Source organism: Micromonospora sp. NPDC048169 (genome assembly GCF_040652815.1).
Classification (GTDB): domain Bacteria; phylum Actinomycetota; class Actinomycetes; order Mycobacteriales; family Micromonosporaceae; genus Micromonospora.
In genome coordinates this window covers 1-22,198 of the sequence record NZ_JBEZMS010000002.1, presented here as the reverse complement: position 1 = coordinate 22,198, position 22,198 = coordinate 1, and the positions used below count along the sequence as shown (strand labels likewise).

Here is a 22,198-nt window from a genome sequence, read left to right as displayed (position 1 = left end):
TCCCGCTATCGGAACCACTGGTAGAAAGCCGGGATGCAAAAGACTTTGACGTTCGCTGATCATCTGCGGCTGATCGACGAACGGTCGACCGCCTTCCGTGCCGCGGTCGCTGCGGCGCCCAGCCTCGACGTGCCGGTGCCGACCTGTCCGGAGTGGACGCTGTTCGATCTCGTGCAGCACCTGGGCATGGGCCGTCGCAGGTCGGCCGCCATCGTCGCCGCCGGGCCAGCCGACGCTCCCCCGGAGAAGTCCGCTTGGGACGACGGCGCGGGTGCGCCTCGGGAACGCGAGGCTCTGCTGGCCTGGTGGACCGAGTCCGTCGAGCGACTGACGAGCGCGCTGCGTGAGGCCGGCCCGGACCGCGGTTGTTGGACGTTCTGGGGTGACTCGCAGTCACCGGAAACCTCCGGCGCATGGGCTCGGCGCCAGGTGCCCGAGATCGCGGTGCACACCTACGATGCCCAGCTCACCGTGGGGAACCCGGCACCGCTACCGGAGGAGGTCGCCCTTGAGGGTTTCGACGACTGCCAGTTCACCCTCTGCTCGACGGATGTCGCCTGGCCGCACGACCCCGCGGTCGTCGATTACCACGCCACCGAGGGCCGCTCTTGGCGCCTTCGGCTGTCCCGCGAGGGCGCACGGGCCGCCCGTCTCGGCACGTCGGCTGCCAGCGAGGACCCGGACACGGCCGACGTCTCCGCCCGGGGCACGGCCAGTGACCTGGTCTTGTTCTTTTACGGCCGCGTACCGCTGGATTCTCCGAAGCTGGAGCTGGACGGCGACCGTCGCATCTTCGACCAGCTCATCGCCTGGGACCCGTCGGTGTAGCGACGATCCCATTCATCCTGAGGCTGGGCTGGTCTGGACGTGATGTAGGACGAGGATGGCCTGGACGATCGCGGGGTCAACCTCGTCTTGACGCGGGACGGGTAGGAGCACGGCGCCGGGCAACCGACGAGTCCGTGGTGAGGATGCGGCGCGAGCGTCACGGGCAGGCCCCCGCTGCCGGCAACCGAGGTAGCCGACAGGGCCGGATACAGGCGGCGTTTCGGCGGTGTATCGAGGTGCCCCCGGCAGGATTCGAACCTGCGACACACGGTTTAGGAAACCGATGCTCTATCCCCTGAGCTACGAGGGCGCGAGTGCCCAGTCTAGCGGCCTGCCGGTTCACCCGGGGTGGCAGGGAGTGGCCCACGTTCACCCACGTCGTCGCCCTGGTCAGGGCCGACCGATGACCACACCCCGAGCACACGGACCCCGGCAGCGACCCGGCCCGTTGACCCGCCGTGGCATCCGGTGGCACCGGTTGCCCCACGGTGGCATCCGCTCTCGAGCACACACCGCGCACATCATCGAAGGTCCGGAGTCGGGTCTCGGGTCGCCCGCCGATAGACGTTGCTCGGCGCGGACAAGGACGTCGGCGCCGGGGTTGTTGAGGCGCTGGCCGGTTCTGGCGGAGATCGGTTACGGTAACGTCGCTTTGCGTCAATGCAGCCGTCGTGTCCGTACGGGGTTGTGAAGGGACGGGCGTCATGATCGATCCGCAGCGGGTAGACGATGCGAAGCGGGCACTGGGTGCAAGGCTTGCCGCCTGGCGCAACGTGCGTGGGCTGACCCAGTTGGCATTGGCGAGGCGGGTGCCGGTTTCCCGGACCACGATCGCGGGCGTCGAGCGCGGGCAGCAATGCCCGGACCGGATCTTCTGGCAGCGCTGTGAAGCGGCCCTAGCCGCTGGTGGAGAGTTGCTGGCCGACTACGACGACTATCGGCGCCTGAAGCAGCAGCTTGATCAGGAGAAAGTCGAAGCGGCACAACGCATGCGGTGGGGCGAAGTCGAGGACCGCTCACTACCGGCTGGCACTCACGGTGTCCCGGTGACGGATCCGGCACGGGAGTCGTTGCGCGACCTCGCCGCCACGGATCTGACGGCCGGTGGTCCGAACGGCCTGACGGCACCACTCGCGCGGGTCGCCGGTGCCGCGGTGGCAGGTGAGACGGACTTTCACGATGGTGACGCGGTTACGCTTGCGGTCATGTCCGATGGGCAGGCGATGTCATTGCGGGTAAGCCGGAGGGCTCTGCTGGAACTGGCCGCTGGCCTCACCGCCGTGCCGGTTGTCACCACCACAGGCGTTTCTCACCCACGGTCCGTCGACCCTGCCGTTGTCGATCACTTCGCGGAGCTTCGCGCGCTCCTCGTACAAGCGGACGACCTGCTGGGTGGCCTCACCATCCTGTCGACCGTCGAACAGCAGATCGCGCTGATCGCCGCCCTGCGTCGGCAGACACGTGGACAGCTTCGTAACCGGCTTCTCAGCACCGAGGCACGGTGGAGCGAGTTCGCGGGTTGGCTCAGCGACGATCTCGGCGACCGGGCCGCGGGCGACCGCTGGCTGGACCGCGCGGGAAGCATGGCGCAGGAAGCCGACGATCAGGAGTTCTGGGCGTACGTCCTGACCCGTAAGGCACAGCGGATGGTGGGAACCGGGGACGAGGACTGTGTCGTCGGGCTGGCCCGTGCCGCTTCCCGCCTGCCCGACACGCCCCCGCTCCTGCACGCCTTCGCCGCCATCTAGCAGGCGCACGGCAGCGCCATCGCGCAGGACGCCTCCGCTTTCCAGGCCGCGGTCGAGCGTGCCCACACACTCGTGGCGACCGCCAGGCCGCCGAGCGGGGGAAGCAGTGCCCTCGGTTCGTTCTGCACCCGGCCGTACCTTGCGGCGCAGGAGGGCGAGGGATGGCTCCGCCTCAACCAACCGCGTCGGGCCATCGACAGCTTCACCAACGCCGTCAACACGTGGCCCGACCGCTACCGACGCGAACGGGGCGTGTACCTCTCCCGCACGGCGCACGCCTACCTGGCGGCTTCGGAACCAGGCCAGGCCGCCACCGTCGCGGCTGAAGCGTTGACCACGGCTACCACGACGGGCTCGGTTCGGGTCCGCCGAAACGTCACCACCCTGGCCCGGCGACTCGAACCCTTCTCCAGCCAGCCGGAAGTGCGACAGCTCCTCGACCAGCTGGCCACCAGCGGATGAGTCACCAACTACCCGATCAGGTCCGTACGCCGCATGTCGCCTTCGTCGGCCGCGCCAACATCGACATCACCGTGCGGATCCCCCAACGGCCCGTCGCTGGCCGGACGACGTTCGCCTCGTCACCCGCGACGACCACACCGGGCGGCAAGAGCCTCAACCAGGCTTTGGCCGCACGACAAGCGGGCGTCCGCGCCAGCCTGATCACCAACGTCGGCGACGACGAATGGGGCGCCTCCCTGAGCCGAGCCCTCACCAACGCGGCCATCGACATGTCCTTCCTTCAAGTCGTGCCATCGGCTCCGACCGGTACCGCGATCATCGAGATCACCCCCGACGGCGAGAACTACATCGTCCTCGCACACTCCACAGAGACTGAGCTCGCCAGCGAGCATGTGCGCAACGCACTTCAGCAGCTACGAGCTCCGATCGTGGTAACCCAGCTCGATCTCCAGCCCGATGCCGTTGACGCCGTCTTCCGGCATCACCACGCAGAGACGCTCATCGGCAACCTCGTGCCACATCCCTCGCTCGGTCTGACCGCCCTGGCCCCACTCGACCTGTTCGTTTCGAACGAGGCCGAAGCGGCAGCGATACTGGGCCGCCACCATGCCAATCCGTCGATCGCAGCGCAGGAACTCCGCAAGCTGGGCCCACGAGCGGTGGTGGTGACCGCTGGCGCTCGCGGCGCCGCCTACAGCGATGCCGACCACACCGCACTCGTCCCCGCATCACACGTCAAGCCCATCAACACCAGCGGGGCCGGTGACGCCTTCCTCGGCACCCTCGCCGCACGACTCGCTCACAACGTGCCGCTACCCCACGCAGTCGCCAAAGGCGTCGCCGCCGCAACAACCTTCGTGCAGGTCGACAGACGCTAGGCGACTAGGTCGGGACGACGGTGACATCGCTGGCCTTCATGGTTGCCAGACGCCCGCACTGATCCGAGTCTCCACAAGATCGCGAGGGACGATCGGTTCGAACTCGAGTGCGTATCCGACAAGGCCTCTGGCAGCGGCATGCCTGGCACACCGACTGCGGTCAGCAGAACGGCCAGCCTCCCAGGGTCCTGCTCGAAGAGGATGTCGCTGAAGGCATCGAGGCTTCCGCTCGGGTTGCGTGACAGAGCAGCTGCGAGAACTCGTAGACGAAGCCGGCAAAGTCGACGAGCGACGCTCCGTCGATTACGAGCACAGGGGTTTACAACGATGCCGCAAGGGGTCTCGCCGGCAAGAGGGCCTCCAAGGCAGGATAATGCAGCGCTGCGCGCGGCCACGACTACAACGGACAGACGGAATGGACTTTCCCCAGCAGCCGTGTCGCCAATGGCCGCCGCCGCGAGATGGTCAGCCCTGCCTACTTTCTATACCCGGCGGTGACTGCTCCTGCTCTACCCTTGGGAAGAATTGGTGCCATTCAAGTCCAACATCTGCCCGAATGCGTTAAGAGCCGAGCGGCTAGTCACATCATTAGCAGGCGCTCGCATTCGCCATTCGGATACTTGATCAGCAGGCTTCGGCCATCGCCGCGCTTTAGGACATCTTGCACTAGATCATATACTTGAATTGCGCGGTTGATGGTGTCCGTTCTGGTATCTCCCGACTTCCGGACGGCACTATCGAGCGCCAACATTGACCTTTGAGTAAAATTGACGGTTACACGGGTTAGCGGCCCGCTGCTCCCACTCGCACCTCCAGACGCAACTGCCGGAGGGGTGATGCCGCCATCGGACTCACGCCGTTTCGGAACGCCGCCATTGCCCGCTTCAACAGACCCCTTCGCTGGCATATATATCCCCTTCTCCCATGCCCGGTACTCTTTATCGCTGCTGACAGTTCCCAGGAAAATTTAAGACACTTCGCGTTACCAATGGGCGCCCGTCAACAGACTCACGGGTTCAGGGCTGCTAGTCAACCGTCCCTCCAAGCTGGAACATCGCACACCATGTGCGACGGGTCTTGCGATGCACGTTGAGACCATGACAATGGGCCTAGGAGTCTCGTCCTACGACCCATGTCGGTCAGTCTTTATGCACAGCGACCGCACCCGATCCAACACGCAGGAAGGAAGTGAAGCTTGTTCGCTTGCACGATTGGGGTTATGCAGTGAACCAGGGGCGTTGCCCGTCCCAGCAGATTGACCAAGAGCTCAACCTGGCCGATCACACTGACCCCATCGAGTCCGAACCGTCGGACAAGGCACGCGTCTGGGCGCATCACCGAACAGAAAGATCAACGGAAGGGAATTTCTTCGCAACCTGGTGGCGATTCGCCATTGAGATAAAGTTTCTGCCTTCGAAGCGAACGGCTCGACACGCCCTAACCCTATCCGGGCGGGGGGAGCGGGGTTGGCACCTCGAACGTCAGCCACGATCACGGCGGAACACACTTCAGCCATCCCCACTCCCGGCCCAACGGGCACGGCAACCTCAGCCTGCCGCCGTCACCGACAGACACCCCGGACACGATGTGCGAGTTCGGTGGGCATCGGCCCTCTTCGACGAGCGCGGAAGAGCGTGCGGTGATGCCCATAAAGGGCGCGCGGCGCCAGCCCTGCCGCAAGGGCTTTCGGCGGTTCAGTAGCCCCACCGGTGCCGGACGCGGGTTTCGCGTACCGGGATTTCGGGGTGGGGACTTCGGGTTCGTCGCCTACGCCGACACCGACACCGCCCAGGACGTCCTGGTCCGCGTTGTCGGTGGCGACACCGACCCGGGAGCCCAGACCGCCCCCCTCGCACGCGCCCGCGAGTTGTGGTGGCTCTCCCGCGCCGTACGGGCCAAGTACACCGCCATCTCCCGCGCCGTGCCGCTGCTGCTCGCCGGGTACGCCGGCGCCGCCACCACCGCAGCCCTGGCGATCTGGGCCCGGTGACCACGATGACCGCGACCACCACCCTCGTCGTGCAGGACCCCGTCGACGCCTACGAACTGTTCGCCCACGCCCGCACCGTGCTCAGGCTGCCCCTGGACGGCCGATGGCACCTGGTCGACCACGGCCGCGTCCACATGCTGCAAACCCTGCCCGGACAGGGCGCACCGGCCCTGGCCAGCGTGCACCTCCCCGTCGACGGCAGCCGGCACCCCGGCGAGCCCCACGCCGGCATCCCCGGCGGCTACGCCCTGCTCGCCTTCACCACCGACGGCGGCGACACCAACAGGACCCAGCGCCGGCACCGCGACCTCGCCGGCCAGGCTAGTGCGTGGCTGACCCACCGACGGCTTCGCTGGACCTGGTCACACGCCGACGGGCCCTTCACGACCAACCACGCCGATCTTGCGACCAGGGGCCAAATAGTTGATCTTTTTGGGGGTCTGCGCGGTCCCTGATCGCTGCCACGGTGGTTGACCGCTGTGAGTCGATCTCCTCTGAGCATCGGCGAGCTGGTCGAGCACTGGACCCTTGTCCCTGCTGAGCTGGACCTGGTTGCGTCCAAGCATGGCGAGATACGGCCGGGTTCGCGCTGTTGCGGAGGTTCTACGACCGGTACGGCCGCTTCCCGCGAGGTTGGGCAGATCTGCGCCCGGAGGCGATGGACTTCGCCTCTCGCCAGGTCAAGGCGGAGCCGGGTTACTTGGCGTTCTACGGAGACCAGGGCCAGCGGATCCATCACACCCCCAATCGGCTAGATCAACCCGACAACGCACCCAGAATCCAATCCACGGATTCAGGCTAAGGTCCGGTCCGGCAGCGGAACAGGGGCGCAGGACCTGCGGCAGGGTGGGGCGAGCGCCCCACCCTGCCGTTGAACTCAGCCGATCTGCAGGGTCACGTCGTCCAGCACGAAGCTGGTCTGCAGGTAGGCGTCCTCGGTGCCGGTGAAGGTCAGCGTGACCGTCTGGCCGGCGTACGCGCCGAGGTTGACGGTGCGCTGCGTGTAGCCCGTGGCAGCGTTCATGTTGGACAGCGACGCCACGGTGGTGCCGTTGGCCTTGATCGTGAACACGTCGTAGGCGAGCGCCCCGTACTCGTTCGTGTCGATGTGCAGCCAGTAGGTCAGTACCGCACTGGTGCAGCCCGACGGGATGGTGACGGTCTGGCTGATGGCCTCGGTCGCGGTGTAGCCGTATCCGCCGAGCCACGCGTACCGGGTGCCGCTGCGCGGCACCTGCCCGATAGAGGTGCCGATCGCGCCGGTGGAGCCGGTCCACGGCGAGGTGCCGCTTTCGAACCCGCCGTTGAGGATCAGCTGGGCGGCGGTGCAGCCGCCCGGTCCGCCGGTCACGGTCAGCGTGTACGTGGTGCTGTGCGACACCGACCCCGTGCCGGTGATGGTGATGGTGTAGGTGCCGCCGGCCACCGACGAGCCGACCGCGATGGTGGCGGTCGACGAGCTGCCGGAGGTGACCGACGACGGGCTGAACGAGACCGTTACGCCCGTGGGGGCGCCGCTGGCGGTCAGGGTCACCGTCTGGGCGCTGCCCGAGGTGGTGGCGGTGCCGACGGTGGTCGTGGTGCTGGACCCCGCGTTCACGGTGCCCGACGAGGGGCTGGCCGAGATCGAGAAGTCGTTGGTCGGCGTCGAGGTGCCGACCGCCCGGTTCCACAGCGTGTAGGCGATGCCGTCGGCAGCCCGGTTCAGCGCGGTGGCGTCGATGTTGCTGAGGGTGTCGCACGAGGAGTGGTAGCAGGAGTCGTAGGACTGACCGGCCGTGCCGCCCCACTTCGACGCCTGGGCCGACGTCTTGGTGGCGCTGGCGCCCATCGCGTAACCGGAGGTCGGGATGCCCGCGTTCTGGAACGAGTAGTCGTCGGAACGGCCCTGGCCCTCGACGTTCTCCTCCGGCTGCAGGCTGAGGGAGTCCCAGTACGCCTTCATCGGCTGCGACGCGGTCGAGGTGATGTTGTTGATGAAGTAGCCGCCGTTCTTCGACGCGATCATGTCGAAGTTGTAGTAGGCCTTGATCGCCGTTCGCTGGGTACTGGTCAGCGAGTTGACGTAGAACTTGGAGCCGTTGAGGCCCTGTTCCTCGTCGGTCCACCAGCCGAAGCGGACCTTGTTCAGCATGGTCGGGTTCTGCGCGGCCAGCGCGAGGGCGACCTCGAGCAGCGCCGCCGAGCCGGAGCCGTTGTCGTTGATGCCCGGACCGACCGAGACGCCGTCCAGGTGGGCGCCGAACATGTAGACGTTGCTCGCGTTACCGCCCGGCCACTCGGCGATCAGGTTCGGGCCTGCACCGCTGGTGCAGCCGGAGGTGCAGGGCTGCTCGGTGACGGTGAAGCCGGCGGCCTGCAGCTTGCCCTTGACGTACGCCACCGACTGCAGGTAGCCCTGGCCGGTCGAGCGGCGGGTGCCGCCGTTGTTGGTGGCGATGGTGCTGAGCTGTGTCAGGTGCGCCTGCACGTTGGCGACGTCGATGTCCGGCGCGGTGCCACCGGGGGTGCCGCCGTTGACCGTGAGCGTGTACTGCGCGGTGTGGGTGATCGAACCGGTGCCGGTCACGGTGATGGTGTACGTGCCCGCAGCCGCACTGGAGGTGGTCGCCACCGTCATCGTGGAGCTGTTGCCCGACGTCACCGACGTCGGGCTGAACGACACGGTGACCCCCGACGGGGCACCCGAGGAGGTCAGCGACACGGTCTGCGCGCTGCCGGAGACGGTCGCGGTGTTGACCGTCGCGGTGACCGAGGAGCCCGCGTTGACGCTGCCCGAGGTGGGGCTGACCGAGACGGAGAAGTCGGTGCTGGAACCGGTGCAGGTCGGGTCGCCGGTCTGGGCCGGGACCGCGACCGCGTTCCACGCGTCCTTGGTCCGGTTGAACAGGACGCACGAGGAGTCCAGGTTCTTCGCGGCGGTCAGGGTCGCGGTGCGGTACTTCTTGTGGGTCATGCCGGAGGTCTTCAGCAGCATGCCGCCGTAGAAGATCTTTCCGGCGGACTGGATGCCCACGCCGGTGACCGACGACGGGCCGCCCGAGCAGATGGGGCTGTTCGGCTTGCCGCCGCCCGGCGCGCTGCCCTCGGCGAGCAGGTAGAACCAGTGGTTGAGCGGACCTGCGGCCGCGTGTACCTCCGTGTTCGGGATCGACGAGGAGTAGCAGTTCGGGTGGCCGCCGACCAGCGAGGGGTTGTACATGTTGCGGATCGGGCCGTCGCCGACGAGGTCGATCTCCTCACCGACCAGGTAGTCGGGTTCGTCGTAGGCGCTGGACTGGTTGGCGTATGCCTCGGTCAGGGCGCCGAAGATGTCGCCGGTGGCTTCGCCGAGGCCGGCTTCGGAGCTGGTGCCGCCGGGGGTGTTCTGGTCCATGCCGTGGCCGAACTCGTGACCCACCACATCCATCGAGGAGATCCAGTTGCCTGCCGAGTTCTTGCCGATCGTGATCGTCGAGCCGTCCCAGTAGGCGTTCTGCTCGTTCAGGCCGACCTTGATCGGCCAGCTGCCGCCGTTGCCGTTGTGCCCGTTGCGGCCCAGCCAGGCCGACAGCATGTCCCATTCCTTCTGCGCCGAGTACAGTGCGTCGACGCAGCCGGTCTCCTTGCTTGTGCCCACTCCGTTGCCCCAGCTGTCGTCGGCGCCGGAGAAGACGGTGCTGGTGCTGTAGTCCTGGCAGTTCAGGCCGGTGCGCGTGGTGTCGCGCAGGTAGTACGTGCTGCCCGACTGCGACGTGGTGATCGACAGTGGGCTGGGCCCGTTCCACTTGCCGGTGCCGGAACCGGCCGCGGCGTCCTCCTGCTTGGCCAGCACCTGGCCGTTGCGCGCGTCCACGAAGACATGCAGGTGGCTGGGCGCCGAGGCGGTGCGCCCGGCGACGACGACCTCCCACGCGAGTCGCGCGGTGCTGTCCTTGACGTGCACCACGAGGGTGCGCGACTCGACCTGGTCGACCTTGGTGAGCAGGCCCTTGGCGGTCTGCTCGGCGCGGTCGGCGGCGACCGTCGGCACGACGGAGACGTTGATCTTCGTCTTGGTGGCGGCCGAGATCGCCCGGATGGCGCCCCGGCCGTCGGCGAGTACGGCGGCGTCGCCGCCGACCACCGGCAGGCCCCGGTAGGTGCGCTCGTAGGCAATGGAGAACAGGCCGTCCACCCACGGGATCACCATGCGACGGTCGTACTGCTCGAAGGGGCCTTTCGCCAGCGCGTCGTGACCGCCGTCGGCAGCGCGGTCGGCTGCAGAGATCGCCAGCGACAGCGGGCTCTGCGCAACCGTGGGTGTAGGGGGCGGGGTGGCTGCGGTCGACTGGGTGGCCACCCCGGTCACGGTGCCCAGGGTAAGCGCAACCGCGACAGCGGCCGCCATGGCAGTTCTTCGATACATCGCAATCCTCCCGCCGAGATGGGTTGAGGGGTGTGGCAGCAGGGCCCGTGTTGATGGGATCTCCGGCAACCGGTGACAGCTCGGCTTTGGCGATGACACTAGGAACGGCGGAGGCTGGCCGAAATCAGGGCAACCCCTTGCTCTGGTGCGCGAAGGACCGTCGGGCGCACTATGATCCGGTGCCAGATTCTGCGACGGCAGTGAATGCGCATCAGGGGGCCACCGGCACCATGCTGCCGGTGGTACCGGGCGTCGTGCGCGGCGCCCGTCGGGTGGTGCTGTTCGGTCCGCCCGGGATCGGCAAGACCGCTGCGGCCGGTGTACTCGGGCAGCAGCTGGGCATGCCTGTCCTAAGGCTGGCTCCGAGCCCACAGGACGCCCAGGTCCCCTACACCGGACTGCTCGAACTCGCACTGGCCCTCCAACCGCTGCCGGCCGCGCGGGAACTCGCGACCGGAATCGACAAGGCCGTCGGAGTGCCGGGCTCTGCCGATCCCGCCGGGACCGCTCTACGGCTGCGCCGGTTGACCGCCACCCTGCTGCTGGACACCCCGCCTCTGACACTGGTGGTGGACAACGCCCAGTGGCTGGATACGGCCAGCGCGGCCGTCTTGCGTTGGGCACTGCGCCTGGCTCCCGACCTTCCCGTCATAGCCGCAGAGCGAATCTGGCGCCCGGGGAGCGAAGGCCACTGGTGCGGCGAGGACCCCTGTGCGGTACGCATCCCGGCGCTGACACCCGATCAGGTCGCAACCCTGCTGTCGCCGTACCGGCTAACCCCCTACGAGGTCACGCAGACCCACATCCGCAGCGGAGGGAACCCGGCCCTAGCCCTCGCATTCGCCGGGGCCCGCAGCCGCGCCACCGACCTGCCGGCCGCTCAGGGTCTCGTAGACGACCTGGTCCTGCCGCCGGCCGCCCGCCGACTGGTGAACGAATGGCTGGGCACTGTGTCGGCCGAAGTTCAGGAACTGTTGACGGTCGCCGCACTCGACGACCGGCCCGACCGCGAACTGCTGAGCCGCCTCGCCGGCCCGCCCGCCGAAAACCTTCTCGCAGAGGCCGAGGCAGCCGGACTGATCAACATCGGGCAGGTCGACGGGAAGATCCGGTTCGCCGCCGCCGCGATCGGTGCCGAACTCGCGGCCCGACCGCCGGTCGCCACACGCAGGCTCCTGCACGCCCGCCTGGCCGAAGCCAGCCGCGACAGCATCCGCCGCGACCGTCACACCACGCTGGCGGCCGACACCAACGACCCGCAGTCGGCCGACTGCGCCGACCGCGCCGCCGCCCGCGCCCGGCTGCGCGGAGAACCCGCACTAGCGGCCGAGCTCTCCCTGCTCGCCGCCGAACGTACCCCGGAGACCGACGCCGACCTGCTCACCGAACGGGCGCTGACCGCCGTACGCGACGCCGCCCACAACGGCGACCTGCCCCGCGGCCAGGCTGCCGTCCGCCTCGTCCTGAACCACGACAGCAGCCCCGCCAACCGCGTCAACGCCCTCATCGCCCTGATCGACTCAGGCGGACAGCACCTGTACAACGGCGACAAGCTGTTCGCCGACGCACTTCACGAAGCGGCCGGACATCCGGACCTGACCGCGCAGATCCTCGTCCGCCAGGCGATCTGGGCCAACGTCAACGGCGATCCCGACCGGGCGTGCGCCCAGGCTGCCCGGGCCGCCAGCCTCGCCCGGAGCGCTGGCGACACCGCCACCACCGCCATGGCCCTCACGATGCAGGCCCGCATCCAACGCATCCTCGGCCGCCCCCAAGCCGAGACCACGCTCGGCCACGCCCTGTCCCTGCCACGCAGCACTCACATCGCCGTCAACGCCAGGCCCGAACAGCTCTCCGCCCGGCACGCCATCTTCGACGACCGTCTGGACGAAGCCCGCAGCGCACTGCTGCCTCTGCTCGTCGAAGCCGAGCGGACCGGAGACGCCGAAGCCACCGTGGATGTCCTGCGCAGCCTCGCCGAAGTCGAGATCCGCGCCGGACGGTGCGGACTGGCCCTCGACTACGCCGGCCGCGCCCTGTCGCTTACCGACAGAGCCGCCTTGGACCCCGCACCAACGTGCTACACCTCCGCCCTGGTCGAGGGCACCGCCTCGTGCACCGACTCCGCCCTCGCTCACGCACGCCGCGGGGCGGACACCTCCCGCCGGGAGGACAACAAAGTCTTCCTCTCCCGAAACCTCTTCGTCCTCGGACATCTTCTCCTGGTCACCGGGCGTCCGAAAGAAGCCCTGGAGGCGCTGGAAGAGGTCCGTACGCTTGAGAAGCGCCAGCAGGTCCGCGACCCGTCCGTCCTGCGCTGGCACGCCGACCTCGCCCAAGCCCTCATCTCCCTCGGCTACCTCGACCAAGCCCGCAAACTGCTGACCGATACCCGTCGCACCGCGACTGATCTAGATAGAAGCTGCGTCCTCCCCGTGCTCGACCGCTCCCAGGCACTCCTGGAAGCCACCCTGGGCAACTACGATGCGGCCGCCGACCTCCTCACCGCAGCAGCCGACCACCTCCGCCACCTGCCCATCGAACACGGTCGAACCCTCCTGGCCCTCAGCCACACCGAACGACGCGGACGCCGACGCGCCAGCGCCCGCACCGCGGCGCAGAGCGCCGCCGACCTCTTCAGCACGCACCAGGCACACCCCTGGATCGAAGCCGCCACCCGCACCCTCCACCAACTGGAGCCCGTCCCCGCGCACAGCAGTACGCTCCCCTGCCTCACCTCCGCCGAACAGCGCTGCGTCGAGCTCGCCGCCAGCGGAGCGACCAACCGCGACATCGCCACCGCCCTCACCATCAGTGTCAAAACAGTCGAAGCAAACCTCACCCGCGTCTACCGGAAGCTCGGCATCCACTCACGCGTCCAACTCGCGCACCTTGCAGCCCTGACGGCAGCGCCGGCAGAAGCCCTGCAGCCCGGCCTGGCGCATCAGCCTGGCAACGCGTTTGCGCCCACTTCCGACTCCGGTGCCCAGGCGTAACTCGGCGTGCGGCGTAAAGGAGCGGGTTGGGCGAGGATCGCACGTGCTTCCCCGGACAGCATCCTCGCTACGTCAAGTCGCAAAATGCCGTGACGAGGATTTAGAATCGAGAAAGTTGACACAAAAAGCAACAGAGGCGGCCGGTTTGCTACTGTAACCGCCAGCAACGGAGCGCAGCAGCTATCCAATGCGACCAACAAACAGAGGTAATGAACGGCTGAATCGCAGGCAGTCGGCCTACCGACATGCATAGATGACGGTCTTAGGAAACCGATGCTCTATCCCCTGAGCTACGAGGGCGCGAGGGCCTAGTCTCGCGACCTGGGGGTTCACCTGGGGTGGCAGGGAGTGGCCCACATTCGCCCACGTTCCCCGGACCGCCGTTCTCCCAGCCCAGGACCACAGCCCGAGCACACGAACGCCGGTTTGCGACCGGCGGTCGGCCGCGGTGACCCGTGTTGGCACCGGTTCACCCGGGTTGGCATCCGCTGGAGAGCACACACCGCGCACATCATCGAAGATCAACGACGTTCCGTCCGCATGCCAACAGTCGGCGCCGCCACCGGAGACCAGGGAGCGCTCAGCCCGAGGTCGCTCGGACCCGCCGCGAATCTGACCATGATGATCCCCCCAGGCGTCCGCACATGCCGATGAGCGGATGTCGGCGCCCCGTCGTATACCGGTCGACAGAAGTGCCGCTGTTCGCCGTATCCTCACCAGGTGGTAGAGGCCGACGTTACAGATGGTGTCATCGATCGGCTGCTTACAGCGCTGGCTGCGCAACTTGCCCTGTCGGAGGGGCAGGCCCTGTCCGGCGGCGCGGCAGAGGCGCTCGCCGATCTGAGCAGAGCCGAGGCCGAGCAAATTTTCGGCCAAGCCGGCCATCTCGTCCACTACGGCGCAGACACTGAACCGCTGGAGTCCCTCATCCACGCGATCTCGGCCGTCCTCCGCACCGAGGCCCCGGCAGACGCTCCGTTCAAGCCGGGCGACGAGGTCCGACTCGTGGGCGCACTGCCGGAAGCTCTCTCGAAATACGACGAGACGTGGCTCCGGCAGATCAGCTTCACCGTACGCTACGCCGGCCGAGGCCCGATGATCGACGTGCAGTCGGATCTGACCGAGGATCATATAGTCGCGACTGTGCCTGCGGCTGCGGTCGAACACCTCCCGAGGTAGCCGACGCCGCATCCGCTCATGCCGCGACGATGGCGCCCTGCGATCAGCAGGTCGACTCGGGCAGCGGGCTTCGAACGCCGGGTCACATCACGACGCGGACACCGGGCCAGCGTTCGGTGGGGCGGTGGCGGGAGAGTCGCCGCCGGGAGATCTCCGCGCTGACCCTGGCCGGGTTGCGCCGCCACACCCCGTCGAGCAGATCGTCGAGGCCGTGCGGCGCGCATACCGTGATCTGGTCATGCGCGTCGAGGCGGACGGCCACGGCGGTGGCGTACTCGGGCCAGGTGGCAACGGCATCGGCGACGGTCCGCAGCGGCGCCACCGGACCTCCGCCGAACTTGGCCGGGTACCAGGTATGCACCGCGGCCTGGTTCTTTGCCTCCCACGGCGGATTCGGCCAGGCCGCCACCAGTCGCCGGGTGGCCCGGTCGTCGTTGTCGCGGCTCAGGTCCGTCGGGTCGTGGAAGACGACGTCGACGTCCCGCACCGATGACGGGTCGAAGCCGTCGCCGTATCGCTCGCCCCAGACGAGGTCGCGGATGGCGCCGGCGCCGATCCAGGCGTCCGGCAGGCCGGAGTCCCGAACGACGCCCAGCGCCCGGATCATCCATGGGCTGCGCAGGACCAGGTCCCGCAGTTCGTCTTCTCGCATCGTTTCCCCCGATTGTCGCTGTTGGATTCCTGGTCAGTCGAACAACCGGCCCACCAGCGCGCCCTGGCCAGACTGCAGGACGTGCGCGGTCCGTAGCGGTATCCAGAAGCACTCGAACCGGGTGGGCTCCTGCTCGCCGTCGTGGTCTTCCTGGCTCGCCCATCGCTCGGGCGTCGGCCCGTGCAGCGCCAACTCGAAGACGTGCCGACGTTGGATCTCAAAGCGGAGCGGGCTGAGGTCGTACTCGATCTCCCCCAGCTTGCGCACGACGGTGAAGCCGGTCAGTCCGGTCTCTTCGCGGGCCTCGCGCAGCGCCGCGTCCGCCGGGTCCTCACCGGGGCGGACGCTGCCGCCGGGCACCTGGATGCCTACCTCCTCGTAGCTGAAGTCGGTGTGGCGGAAGACGAGCAGGTGCCCGTCCCGTACGACGTAGCAGAGAACCTTGTTGGTGATCACCTTCTCGGGCACGGCGCCTTCCTCCACTCCTTTCCTCTGGTGCGTCTACCCGGGGTCTGGCAGGTGTGTATCGGGCGGGCCGAAGATGGCTTCCTGGGCCGCTCGGGCGAGGGTGGCCTGGGTGGTGGCGGGTAGGCCGAGCCTGTTCCAGTGGAAGATCACGTGCAAGGCGATTACTGCCCGCAGGCCACGGGCGAGGGTGCCCGTTTCCCGTTGGCGGTGTAGGGCTGCGCCAGCGTGTGCGAATGCGGTGTGCCAGTCGCCGGTGGTGCGAGGTGCGCCGAGCAGCAGGCTTCGAACGTCTCCGGTGAACCTCTCCCACCTTGGGGCATCGGTTGGGGGTGCCTGGTTGAGGTGTGCTGCGCGGTGCTCGACGACTTGTGCCCAGACGTCGCCTTGCTCGTTGAGGTCGAGCCGTGCTGCGCGCATAAGGGCGGTGCACAAGATCAGGGAGTGTTCGCGCCGGGTGGTGGGGTGCTGGTGGAGGTAGGTGAGGAGGTGGCGGCTGTCGTGGTGGAACAGCGTGTGGGCGGTGGTCATGGCGTCGTGGCCGCCGAAGGCGTGGGTTTCGGGTTCGTAGATGTCACCGGCCCAGGTAACCCCTTCGGTGAGTAGCCCGCGGGCCTGATCCCCGCTCTCTGGGCTTCCTGTTGGGAGGTAACGGATGCGCCAAGCGCCTTTGCGGATGAACCACCAGGAGGTGATCAGGCCGGCGGTCTCGGCGGCGGGAAGCACTCGGCGCAGGTGGGCGACGGCCTGTTGCTCGCGCTCCTGGGCGGCCTGGCCGGGGTAGGTGATGTTGACCTGGTGCCAGGGGGTGTGGTCCACGGATGGCTCTTTCGTCAGGTGAGGAGGAGACAGGCGTCCCAGGCGGTGGCGACGGCGGTGACGAGGTCGGCGCCTGCCCTGCCATCGAGCAGCCCTTCGGGCTCGTTGGGGGTGGGGGCGGTCTGTCGGTGGAGATCTTCTACGGCAGCCAGGGGTATCAAGGTGAGGGCATCGGAAGCGACCCGGCGGGCGGTAGCCACCAGTCCGGCGGTGCCGTGGCACAGGCTTCGGTCGGTGAGCCGTCGAAGTTGTTCGGGGTCGGTGACGCAGGTGGTGAAGGCGGTCTCGGCGAGGCGCTGCCGAGTGGTGTCGTGCAGGGCTTGTGCGGCGAGTTGCTGGGCGCGGGCGATGCCGGGGGTGCCGTAGCACCAGGACGGCCGCAGCGGGGTTCGCTGGGCCGTTGTTCCGCGGTGTAGGTCGGTGAGGGTGATGGTTTGCGGCCACCAGATCGTGCTGTCGGTGTGCTGCTGCCAGGCGTCCAGCCATCGGCTGATGCGGTTGATCGCCGTGGTGTGTCCGGCGACGGTGATGCCGTCGCAGAGGGTGAGGGCGAGCAGTGCCAGGGGGCCGGTGATGCCGTGGGCTATGCCGAGGTTCGCGTGACCGCCGGCGGGCGGTGGCTGGCGGCGTTCGGGCCCGTTCCAGCACCACCAGCCGGGTAGCTCGCCTTGCGGTTCGGTGAGCCGGATGAGGTAGTCCAGGACCTGGCGGAGCAGTTCGTGATCGCCGAGCCTGCGCAGGACAACGCCGAGTCCGGTCAGTCCGCGGATGAGGTCGTACTCGGCGTAGTGGGGCTGCTGGTGTTGGTCGATGCGGCGGTGGGCGGCGTCGAGTCGTCGGCGTGTCACTGTGGCGGTGCCGTCGGCGGTGGCCGATCGTGCCTGGGCGAGCCCGGGGTGGTCGGTGGTGGCGAGGACGAAGGCGAGTGCGGGAGCGCCGTAGAAGAGGCTGGCTCCGTCGCTGATGCTCACGCCACCGGCGGTGGCGTGGCGCAGTGCCTCGTACGCTGCTGGCCGGTTGCCGGTTTGTAGGTGCAGCAGGGCGATGCCGGCCGCGCCGTCGGCGAGGGACTGTCCCGTGGTCACGGCTTGAGCCCGGCGATGGTGGTGCGGGCGATGGTGCGGGCCATCCGCAGGCAGTGCCGTTCGGAGGCGGGGTCGACGCCGATCATGCGGGCGTGGTGCAGGTGCAGCAGGTCACCCAGCACGTCGTCGGGGTCGAGCCCGTCATCGGCGACCATGGAGCGGTAGGCGGCCAGCGCTGCCGCGAGTCGCTCGTCATGCACGGGGCGTCGGGCTTGTTCGAGCTGGGCGGGGTCGAGGCGGGGGCCGGTTCGGTGAGGGACGTGGGTGGCGAGCCAGCGCGGCCCGTCGCCGGTGAAGCCGTCGGCGATGGCGATCATCCCGGCGGCGGTGGCGGCCTGTCGGTCGCCGGTGAGCCGGTGCAGGGCGGCGTGGGAGTCGGCGGCGAACACCCGCTCGGCGGCGGCGAGGGTCGCCGCGGCGCCGTGGCGGGTTTCGGGGCGGTACGGGTGCAGGCTGTAGTCGTGCAGGAGGGCGTCATCGTGCAGGTGCTGCACCCATCTGGCGAGGTGCCGGGTGGTGTCGGCGAACCGGTCGGTGTCCGGAAGCGGGATGCGTAGCCGCAGGTGCGGCTCGGGGTGGGGATACCTCAGGAACCACCAGCCGGCTGGTAGGTGGCCGGCGGGGCGGCCGGCGAAGTCGGTCAAGATGTCGTCGAGCCGACCGTGTAGGTGTGCCTCGATCCACCGTGACTGCCCTGGCCAGTGCTGAACAGTGGTGGCTGGTCGGGCTGGTCGGGCTGGTTGAGCGGCCGGCGCGGGGTGGGTGAGGGTGAGCAGGAGTTCGGCGGGGCGGTCGTCGATCCAGCCCGCTGGCCCTGGAGCCTCGGTGATCGCGGTGCGGGGATGCCGTTCGAGGTGGTCGCGTAGGACCGCCAGGTGGGCGGGGTTGTCCAGGTCAAGGTGTAGGCGTATGTCGTCATCGCCGACCAGGACCTGCTGCGGGATGTGCCGTTGGAGGCGGTGTCGTCGCCAGGCGTCACGCCACTGCGCCCATGCTGTCCCCTGAGCGGGAAGCGCGGTGTGGTCGACGATCCAGCGGGCGGGGTGCAAGATGGTGCGTCCCCGTCGCAGGCGGGGTAGGAACGGCAGGCCGCTGGCGTGTCCCCAGTCGAACCGGCTGCACGGTGCCGTCCAGGCGGTCCAGATCTCGGCCAGGAACCGCATCAGCGGCTGCTGCAGCGTGGGTAGCAGCACGCTGTTGAACAGCAGCGGTTCGACGGGCTGACCGGTGGCCGCCAATACGAGCCACAACCGGCGTCCGTCGCCGGTCACCGCCAGGTCTTCGATCGTGTACGGCGGTGCCGGGTGGAAGTCGCCGACAGGGAGGACGGGCAGCAGCTCGGGCGTGCGGGCTACTGCGGTGAGGCGGGTGTCAAGGGGTGGTCCGGACAGCTGCAGCGTGGTTGCGCTGGGCAGGGCGGTCGGCAGCTGCCGGTAGACCTGTTGGAATCCGGCGAGTTCGGAGGGGGTGAGCAGATGCAGGAACCGGGCGGCGGCGACCCCGGCGTGGCGGGACCCGCTGAGTACCGTCAGGGTGAACGCGCCGCGGTCCAGATCGCGCGGAGTGTGGGCCGCGAGGGCAGCCCGCAGTTCGGTGTGCGGGATCGGCGGCCGGTCGTCATTCCCGCGGAGCCGGTCGATCAGCGCGTCGTCGAGCACCACTTCGGTGCAGCCGTCGAGTGCGGCCTGCTGCGCGAGCTGTCCGAGCAGACGGTCGCGGGCGGTGAACAGCGCTGGGGCGCGGCGGGTGGATCCCCGGTAGCCGGCCGGAAAGCCCAGCACGTTCAGCACATCACGGATGGGAACAGCCGCGCCTGGGCCCCATCGCTCGATGAACGCGTTGTGGTACTCGGCCCATCCGGGGGTAGGTGGTGGCGCTACCGCCACGAGGGTCGACGCGGCCCGCTCCGCCTCGTGCAGGACCGGCGGGGGCAGGGTCACGGCGATGTCGGCACGTAGATCGACGGCGGTCCGGCTGCCCGGCGTCGGAATGACGAAGCGGCGGGCGACCTGAGCGGCCAGGTCGGTGGCGGTCATGGGCGGGCGGAGAGCCGACAGCAGCACCCCGGTGTGAACCAGGTCGGCCAGCAGCCGCTCGGCGTCGGCGATGCCGGCAGGTACCGCGATCGTCTCGGCGAGGTCGGCGAACCTGACCGGGGACCGCGCCGCCTGGATCGCCGCCCGGATTGGGCTGGTCAGGCGGATCTCGACGTCCCACCGCCGATCGTCGCTGGCGTGGGCGCAGGGCAGCACCCACCTGTCGCCGCGCCGGTATCCCAATGAGTTCGTCACGACGGGGACGGTGCGCAGGGTGGCCAGGTCGTGTTCGGCCCGCGCGGTGTGTTCGGCGATGAACTGGCCGTCGGGGCGTGGGACCGCGCGATGGGCGTCGCCCAGGCGGACTGCCGCGCGAGCGCCGAACTGGACCGGGGCGACGCCGGCGAACGTGCCGAACGGGGTCGCACGGGTGGTCCAGCGCAGCAGGTACCGGACCGCTGACTGCACCAGGCGCCGCAGCCGCTGCTGAGGCACCGGCTCCCCGCTCAGCGTGCGTTGGATCTGGTCGGCCAACTGCGGTGCCGCGCCGGTGACGGCTGCCGCGAATCCGGGCAGCGTCCACGAGGTGTCCAGCCACTCTCGCCACTGATCCGGATGACCGTGGGCCATGTCGGGCCAGGGCGGCAGAACGAGACCCTTGGGGTAGGAGGCGATTCTGATCAGCGCCGCGCCAGATGCGGGAACCATGATGCACCACCGAATCGTCGGGCCCGGCGTGCGCGACGCCGGGCCCGATCGTGAGAGGAACGGATGGGTCAGTTGCCGCCGTCGCACTTAGTGGTGCAGGCGTTGGAGCCGGTGTTGCCGGAGCCGCACCCGTCGTCGGTGGCGGTGGCGTAGCCGCCCGCGGTGGGGCCGGCGTCGACCAGGCTGACGTCTAGGGCGAACTCCGAGGTGTCGGTGTCGTTCACGTGCTTTCCCTTCTATGCGGGGGTGAAGGTGAGGACGAAGCGGCTGTGCCGCTTGTCCAACACCGTCCCGGCCGGCAGGTCGCCGTCGGGAGTACCAGCGGGCAGGACGTGCAGCACCGGCGAAGGACTACCCGAATCCAGCCATGCGCGCATCTGTCCGACTATCCGACCGGCCGCCGACGCGGCGTCGGGCCCATGTGCACAGGCGCCGAGGTCAAACATGTCGTCGTCGTTCCAGCGCAGCGTCGAGCGGTAGCAGAACGCGCCGTCGTTGAGGGCGGCCGGTGTGCCGAAGCGCCACGCCGGGGCGACGACGCCGGAATCCACTGCCTCCTGCTGAGCCGTGAGAACAACGAAAAGCTGTCCCGCATCGGTGATGCGGGTCGCCAACCACAGGTCGAGGTCAGCCAAGACGGTACGAGGGGGCAGGCTCACCCCGGCCCATGCCTGCGTCTGCGGCTGCGCCAACAGCTCACCGACGGCGCGGCGATCGACCTGCTGGTCCTCATCCAGCCGCAGGTGAACCCCGTCAGCGATGTCGACGTACCGCACCTGATGTGCCCCGGCGCCCTGCATCGACACGAACCCGCACAACCGCTGGCTGTGGCTGACCAGCCGATCGCCGGTCCGACGCATCGCCCATGAGCGGGTCATCCCGAACGTCCGTAGCGGCACGACGAGCGTTCCGTTCTCGGCGAGCTGCGCGGTCCAGGCCGGTGAGATGTCCCAGGCGCCGACCGTGACGATGATCAGGTCGTATGTGCGGCCCGGGTTGACCGGTTGCTCGGCGTCCGCGCACACCACGGCCACGTCGTCGTAACCCGCTGCGGTGAGGCAGGCGGTGGCCCGGTCAGTTACCTCACGATCGATGTCTACGGTCGTGACCGAGCCCTCGGGGCCGACCAGCTCGCGCAGCAGCGCGGCGTTGTATCCGCCGGAACCGATCTCCAGGACGTGCCGACCGGCCAACCCGCCGTCGACGGCGTCGGCTGCCTGACCGAGCATCTCCGCGATGAGCCACGGCGCCGACACCGAACTGACCGCCTCGTCGCCGATCCGCTTGGTCACCACGGCCTGGTCGGCCCGATACGCCTCCGTAAGCGCGGCATCCGGCGTGAACAGATGACGTGGCACGGACCGTAGTGCCGCCTCCACCTCGGGCCGCATGACCAGCCCTTTCTCCATGTGATCAGCGACGAGCTGATCGACCATTGCGGCGTGGAGGTCCTCGCCGCTCGCCGTGTCGACACTCATTCGGGTGCTCTCCCTCTCCATCAGGACCTCCCGATCGGGTGGTCCGCCGTACCGCTCTTCTCGGGCCCAACCGAGCGTCAAGCCGCTGGACTCGCCAAGTCACACGGGTATCTGTCAATCCCCTGGAATCGTGGAGGGCTCCGTTATGCGGCCTGGGCCTCCAGGGCGCGGGTCTCTGGTCGTTCGTAGTCGGCGGGTGAGCGCCAGTCGCAGACGGAGTGCCGGCGGCGCTGGTTGTAGAAGTCGGTGATCCAGGTGGCGATCTTGATCCGGGCTTCTGTGCGGGTGCGGAAGTGGCGGCGGTGTACGTACTCGACCTTGATGGTGGAGAAGGTGGCCTCGGCGACGGCGTTGTCGAAGCACGACCCGACCCGGCCCATCGGCTGGCGCATCTTCCATCGGGAGCAGGCTCGGGCGAAGTCGGCCGAGGTGTACTCACTGCCCCTGTCGCTGTGGAAGATCACCCCTTCGACGCTGCCGCCGCGGG

17 protein-coding genes, 1 tRNA gene and 1 pseudogene are annotated in these 22,198 nt (G+C 68.6%); 8 read left to right on the top strand and 11 right to left on the bottom strand.

Annotated elements, in window-relative coordinates; all coding sequences use genetic code 11:
• The first annotated feature begins 33 nt into the window (after positions 1–33).
• Positions 34–828: a maleylpyruvate isomerase N-terminal domain-containing protein gene (locus tag AB0D28_RS01980; RefSeq protein ID WP_357381215.1), complete on the top strand. Its 795-nt coding sequence runs from the start codon at positions 34–36 to the stop codon at positions 826–828.
• Positions 829–1,065: 237 nt separating this feature from the next.
• Here the strand turns inward: AB0D28_RS01980 and AB0D28_RS01975 are convergent.
• Positions 1,066–1,138 (bottom strand) — tRNA-Arg (locus tag AB0D28_RS01975).
• 394 nt (positions 1,139–1,532) lie between these two features.
• Here AB0D28_RS01975 and AB0D28_RS01970 point away from each other — a divergent pair.
• The 5 genes from AB0D28_RS01970 (at position 1,533) to AB0D28_RS01950 (ending at position 6,361) form a co-directional block, all read left to right on the top strand.
• Positions 1,533–2,576, top strand: coding sequence for a helix-turn-helix transcriptional regulator (locus AB0D28_RS01970; RefSeq protein ID WP_357381213.1), 1,044 nt, complete (start codon positions 1,533–1,535; stop codon positions 2,574–2,576).
• A 72-nt stretch (positions 2,577–2,648) separates the two neighbouring features.
• Positions 2,649–3,038 (top strand): hypothetical protein, encoded by a 390-nt coding sequence (locus AB0D28_RS01965; RefSeq protein WP_357381211.1) that lies wholly within the window; start codon positions 2,649–2,651, stop codon positions 3,036–3,038.
• Entirely contained in the window at positions 3,035–3,916 is an 882-nt protein-coding gene (locus AB0D28_RS01960) for a PfkB family carbohydrate kinase (RefSeq protein ID WP_357381209.1), read from the top strand. The genes AB0D28_RS01965 and AB0D28_RS01960 overlap by 4 nt, the downstream gene beginning before the upstream one ends.
• Positions 3,917–5,558: 1,642 nt before the next feature.
• Entirely contained in the window at positions 5,559–5,906 is a 348-nt protein-coding gene (locus AB0D28_RS01955) for a hypothetical protein (protein ID WP_091113588.1), read from the top strand.
• A 5-nt stretch (positions 5,907–5,911) separates the two neighbouring features.
• On the top strand, positions 5,912–6,361 hold the full coding sequence (locus AB0D28_RS01950; protein WP_124778772.1) for a hypothetical protein: 450 nt from the start codon (positions 5,912–5,914) through the stop codon (positions 6,359–6,361).
• Between the two features lie 422 nt (positions 6,362–6,783).
• Here the strand turns inward: AB0D28_RS01950 and AB0D28_RS01945 are convergent, their stop codons facing one another.
• Entirely contained in the window at positions 6,784–10,227 is a 3,444-nt protein-coding gene (locus tag AB0D28_RS01945) for a M28 family peptidase (protein ID WP_318273123.1), read from the bottom strand.
• 119 nt (positions 10,228–10,346) lie between these two features.
• Between AB0D28_RS01945 and AB0D28_RS01940 the strand changes: the two are divergent.
• Positions 10,347–13,178 (top strand): annotated as a pseudogene (locus tag AB0D28_RS01940) (LuxR family transcriptional regulator); the annotation flags it as partial.
• On the opposite strand, the gene AB0D28_RS01935 reads toward AB0D28_RS01940, so the two are convergent.
• Positions 13,164–13,283 carry an IS3 family transposase gene (locus AB0D28_RS01935; protein WP_223201434.1) on the bottom strand — a complete coding sequence of 40 codons (120 nt, stop codon included), beginning with the start codon at positions 13,281–13,283 and terminating at the stop codon, positions 13,164–13,166. The pseudogene AB0D28_RS01940 and the gene AB0D28_RS01935 sit on opposite strands and share 15 nt — an antisense overlap.
• Before the next feature lie 726 nt (positions 13,284–14,009).
• On the opposite strand from AB0D28_RS01935, the gene AB0D28_RS01930 reads away from it, so the two are divergent.
• Entirely contained in the window at positions 14,010–14,468 is a 459-nt protein-coding gene (locus tag AB0D28_RS01930; RefSeq protein WP_357381207.1) for a hypothetical protein, read from the top strand.
• Between the two features lie 82 nt (positions 14,469–14,550).
• On the opposite strand, the gene AB0D28_RS01925 is transcribed toward AB0D28_RS01930, so the two are convergent.
• The 8 genes from AB0D28_RS01925 to AB0D28_RS01890 all read right to left on the bottom strand — a co-directional run.
• Complete coding sequence (locus tag AB0D28_RS01925) at positions 14,551–15,120, bottom strand: nucleotidyltransferase family protein (protein ID WP_357381205.1); 570 nt, start codon at positions 15,118–15,120, stop codon at positions 14,551–14,553.
• Between the two features lie 33 nt (positions 15,121–15,153).
• Positions 15,154–15,588: an NUDIX domain-containing protein gene (locus AB0D28_RS01920; RefSeq protein ID WP_209959921.1), complete on the bottom strand. Its 435-nt coding sequence runs from the start codon at positions 15,586–15,588 to the stop codon at positions 15,154–15,156.
• A gap of 33 nt (positions 15,589–15,621) precedes the next feature.
• Complete coding sequence (locus AB0D28_RS01915) at positions 15,622–16,404, bottom strand: thiopeptide-type bacteriocin biosynthesis protein (RefSeq protein ID WP_357381203.1); 783 nt, start codon at positions 16,402–16,404, stop codon at positions 15,622–15,624.
• A gap of 14 nt (positions 16,405–16,418) precedes the next feature.
• Positions 16,419–17,489, bottom strand: a complete 1,071-nt coding sequence (locus tag AB0D28_RS01910; protein ID WP_357381201.1) for a lanthionine synthetase C family protein — start codon at positions 17,487–17,489, stop codon at positions 16,419–16,421.
• Positions 17,486–20,233 (bottom strand): lantibiotic dehydratase, encoded by a 2,748-nt coding sequence (locus AB0D28_RS01905; protein WP_357381199.1) that lies wholly within the window; start codon positions 20,231–20,233, stop codon positions 17,486–17,488. The genes AB0D28_RS01910 and AB0D28_RS01905 overlap by 4 nt, the downstream gene beginning before the upstream one ends.
• 68 nt (positions 20,234–20,301) lie before the next feature.
• A complete protein-coding gene (gene fxlA, locus AB0D28_RS01900) occupies positions 20,302–20,457 on the bottom strand; it encodes an FxLD family lanthipeptide (RefSeq protein ID WP_088643751.1) in 156 nt (51 codons plus the stop codon).
• Positions 20,458–20,469: 12 nt separating this feature from the next.
• Positions 20,470–21,711, bottom strand: a complete 1,242-nt coding sequence (gene fxlM, locus AB0D28_RS01895; RefSeq protein ID WP_357381197.1) for a methyltransferase, FxLD system — start codon at positions 21,709–21,711, stop codon at positions 20,470–20,472.
• Between the two features lie 143 nt (positions 21,712–21,854).
• On the bottom strand, positions 21,855–22,198 hold a 344-nt coding region (locus AB0D28_RS01890; RefSeq protein ID WP_357381195.1), incomplete at its 5' end, for an integrase core domain-containing protein.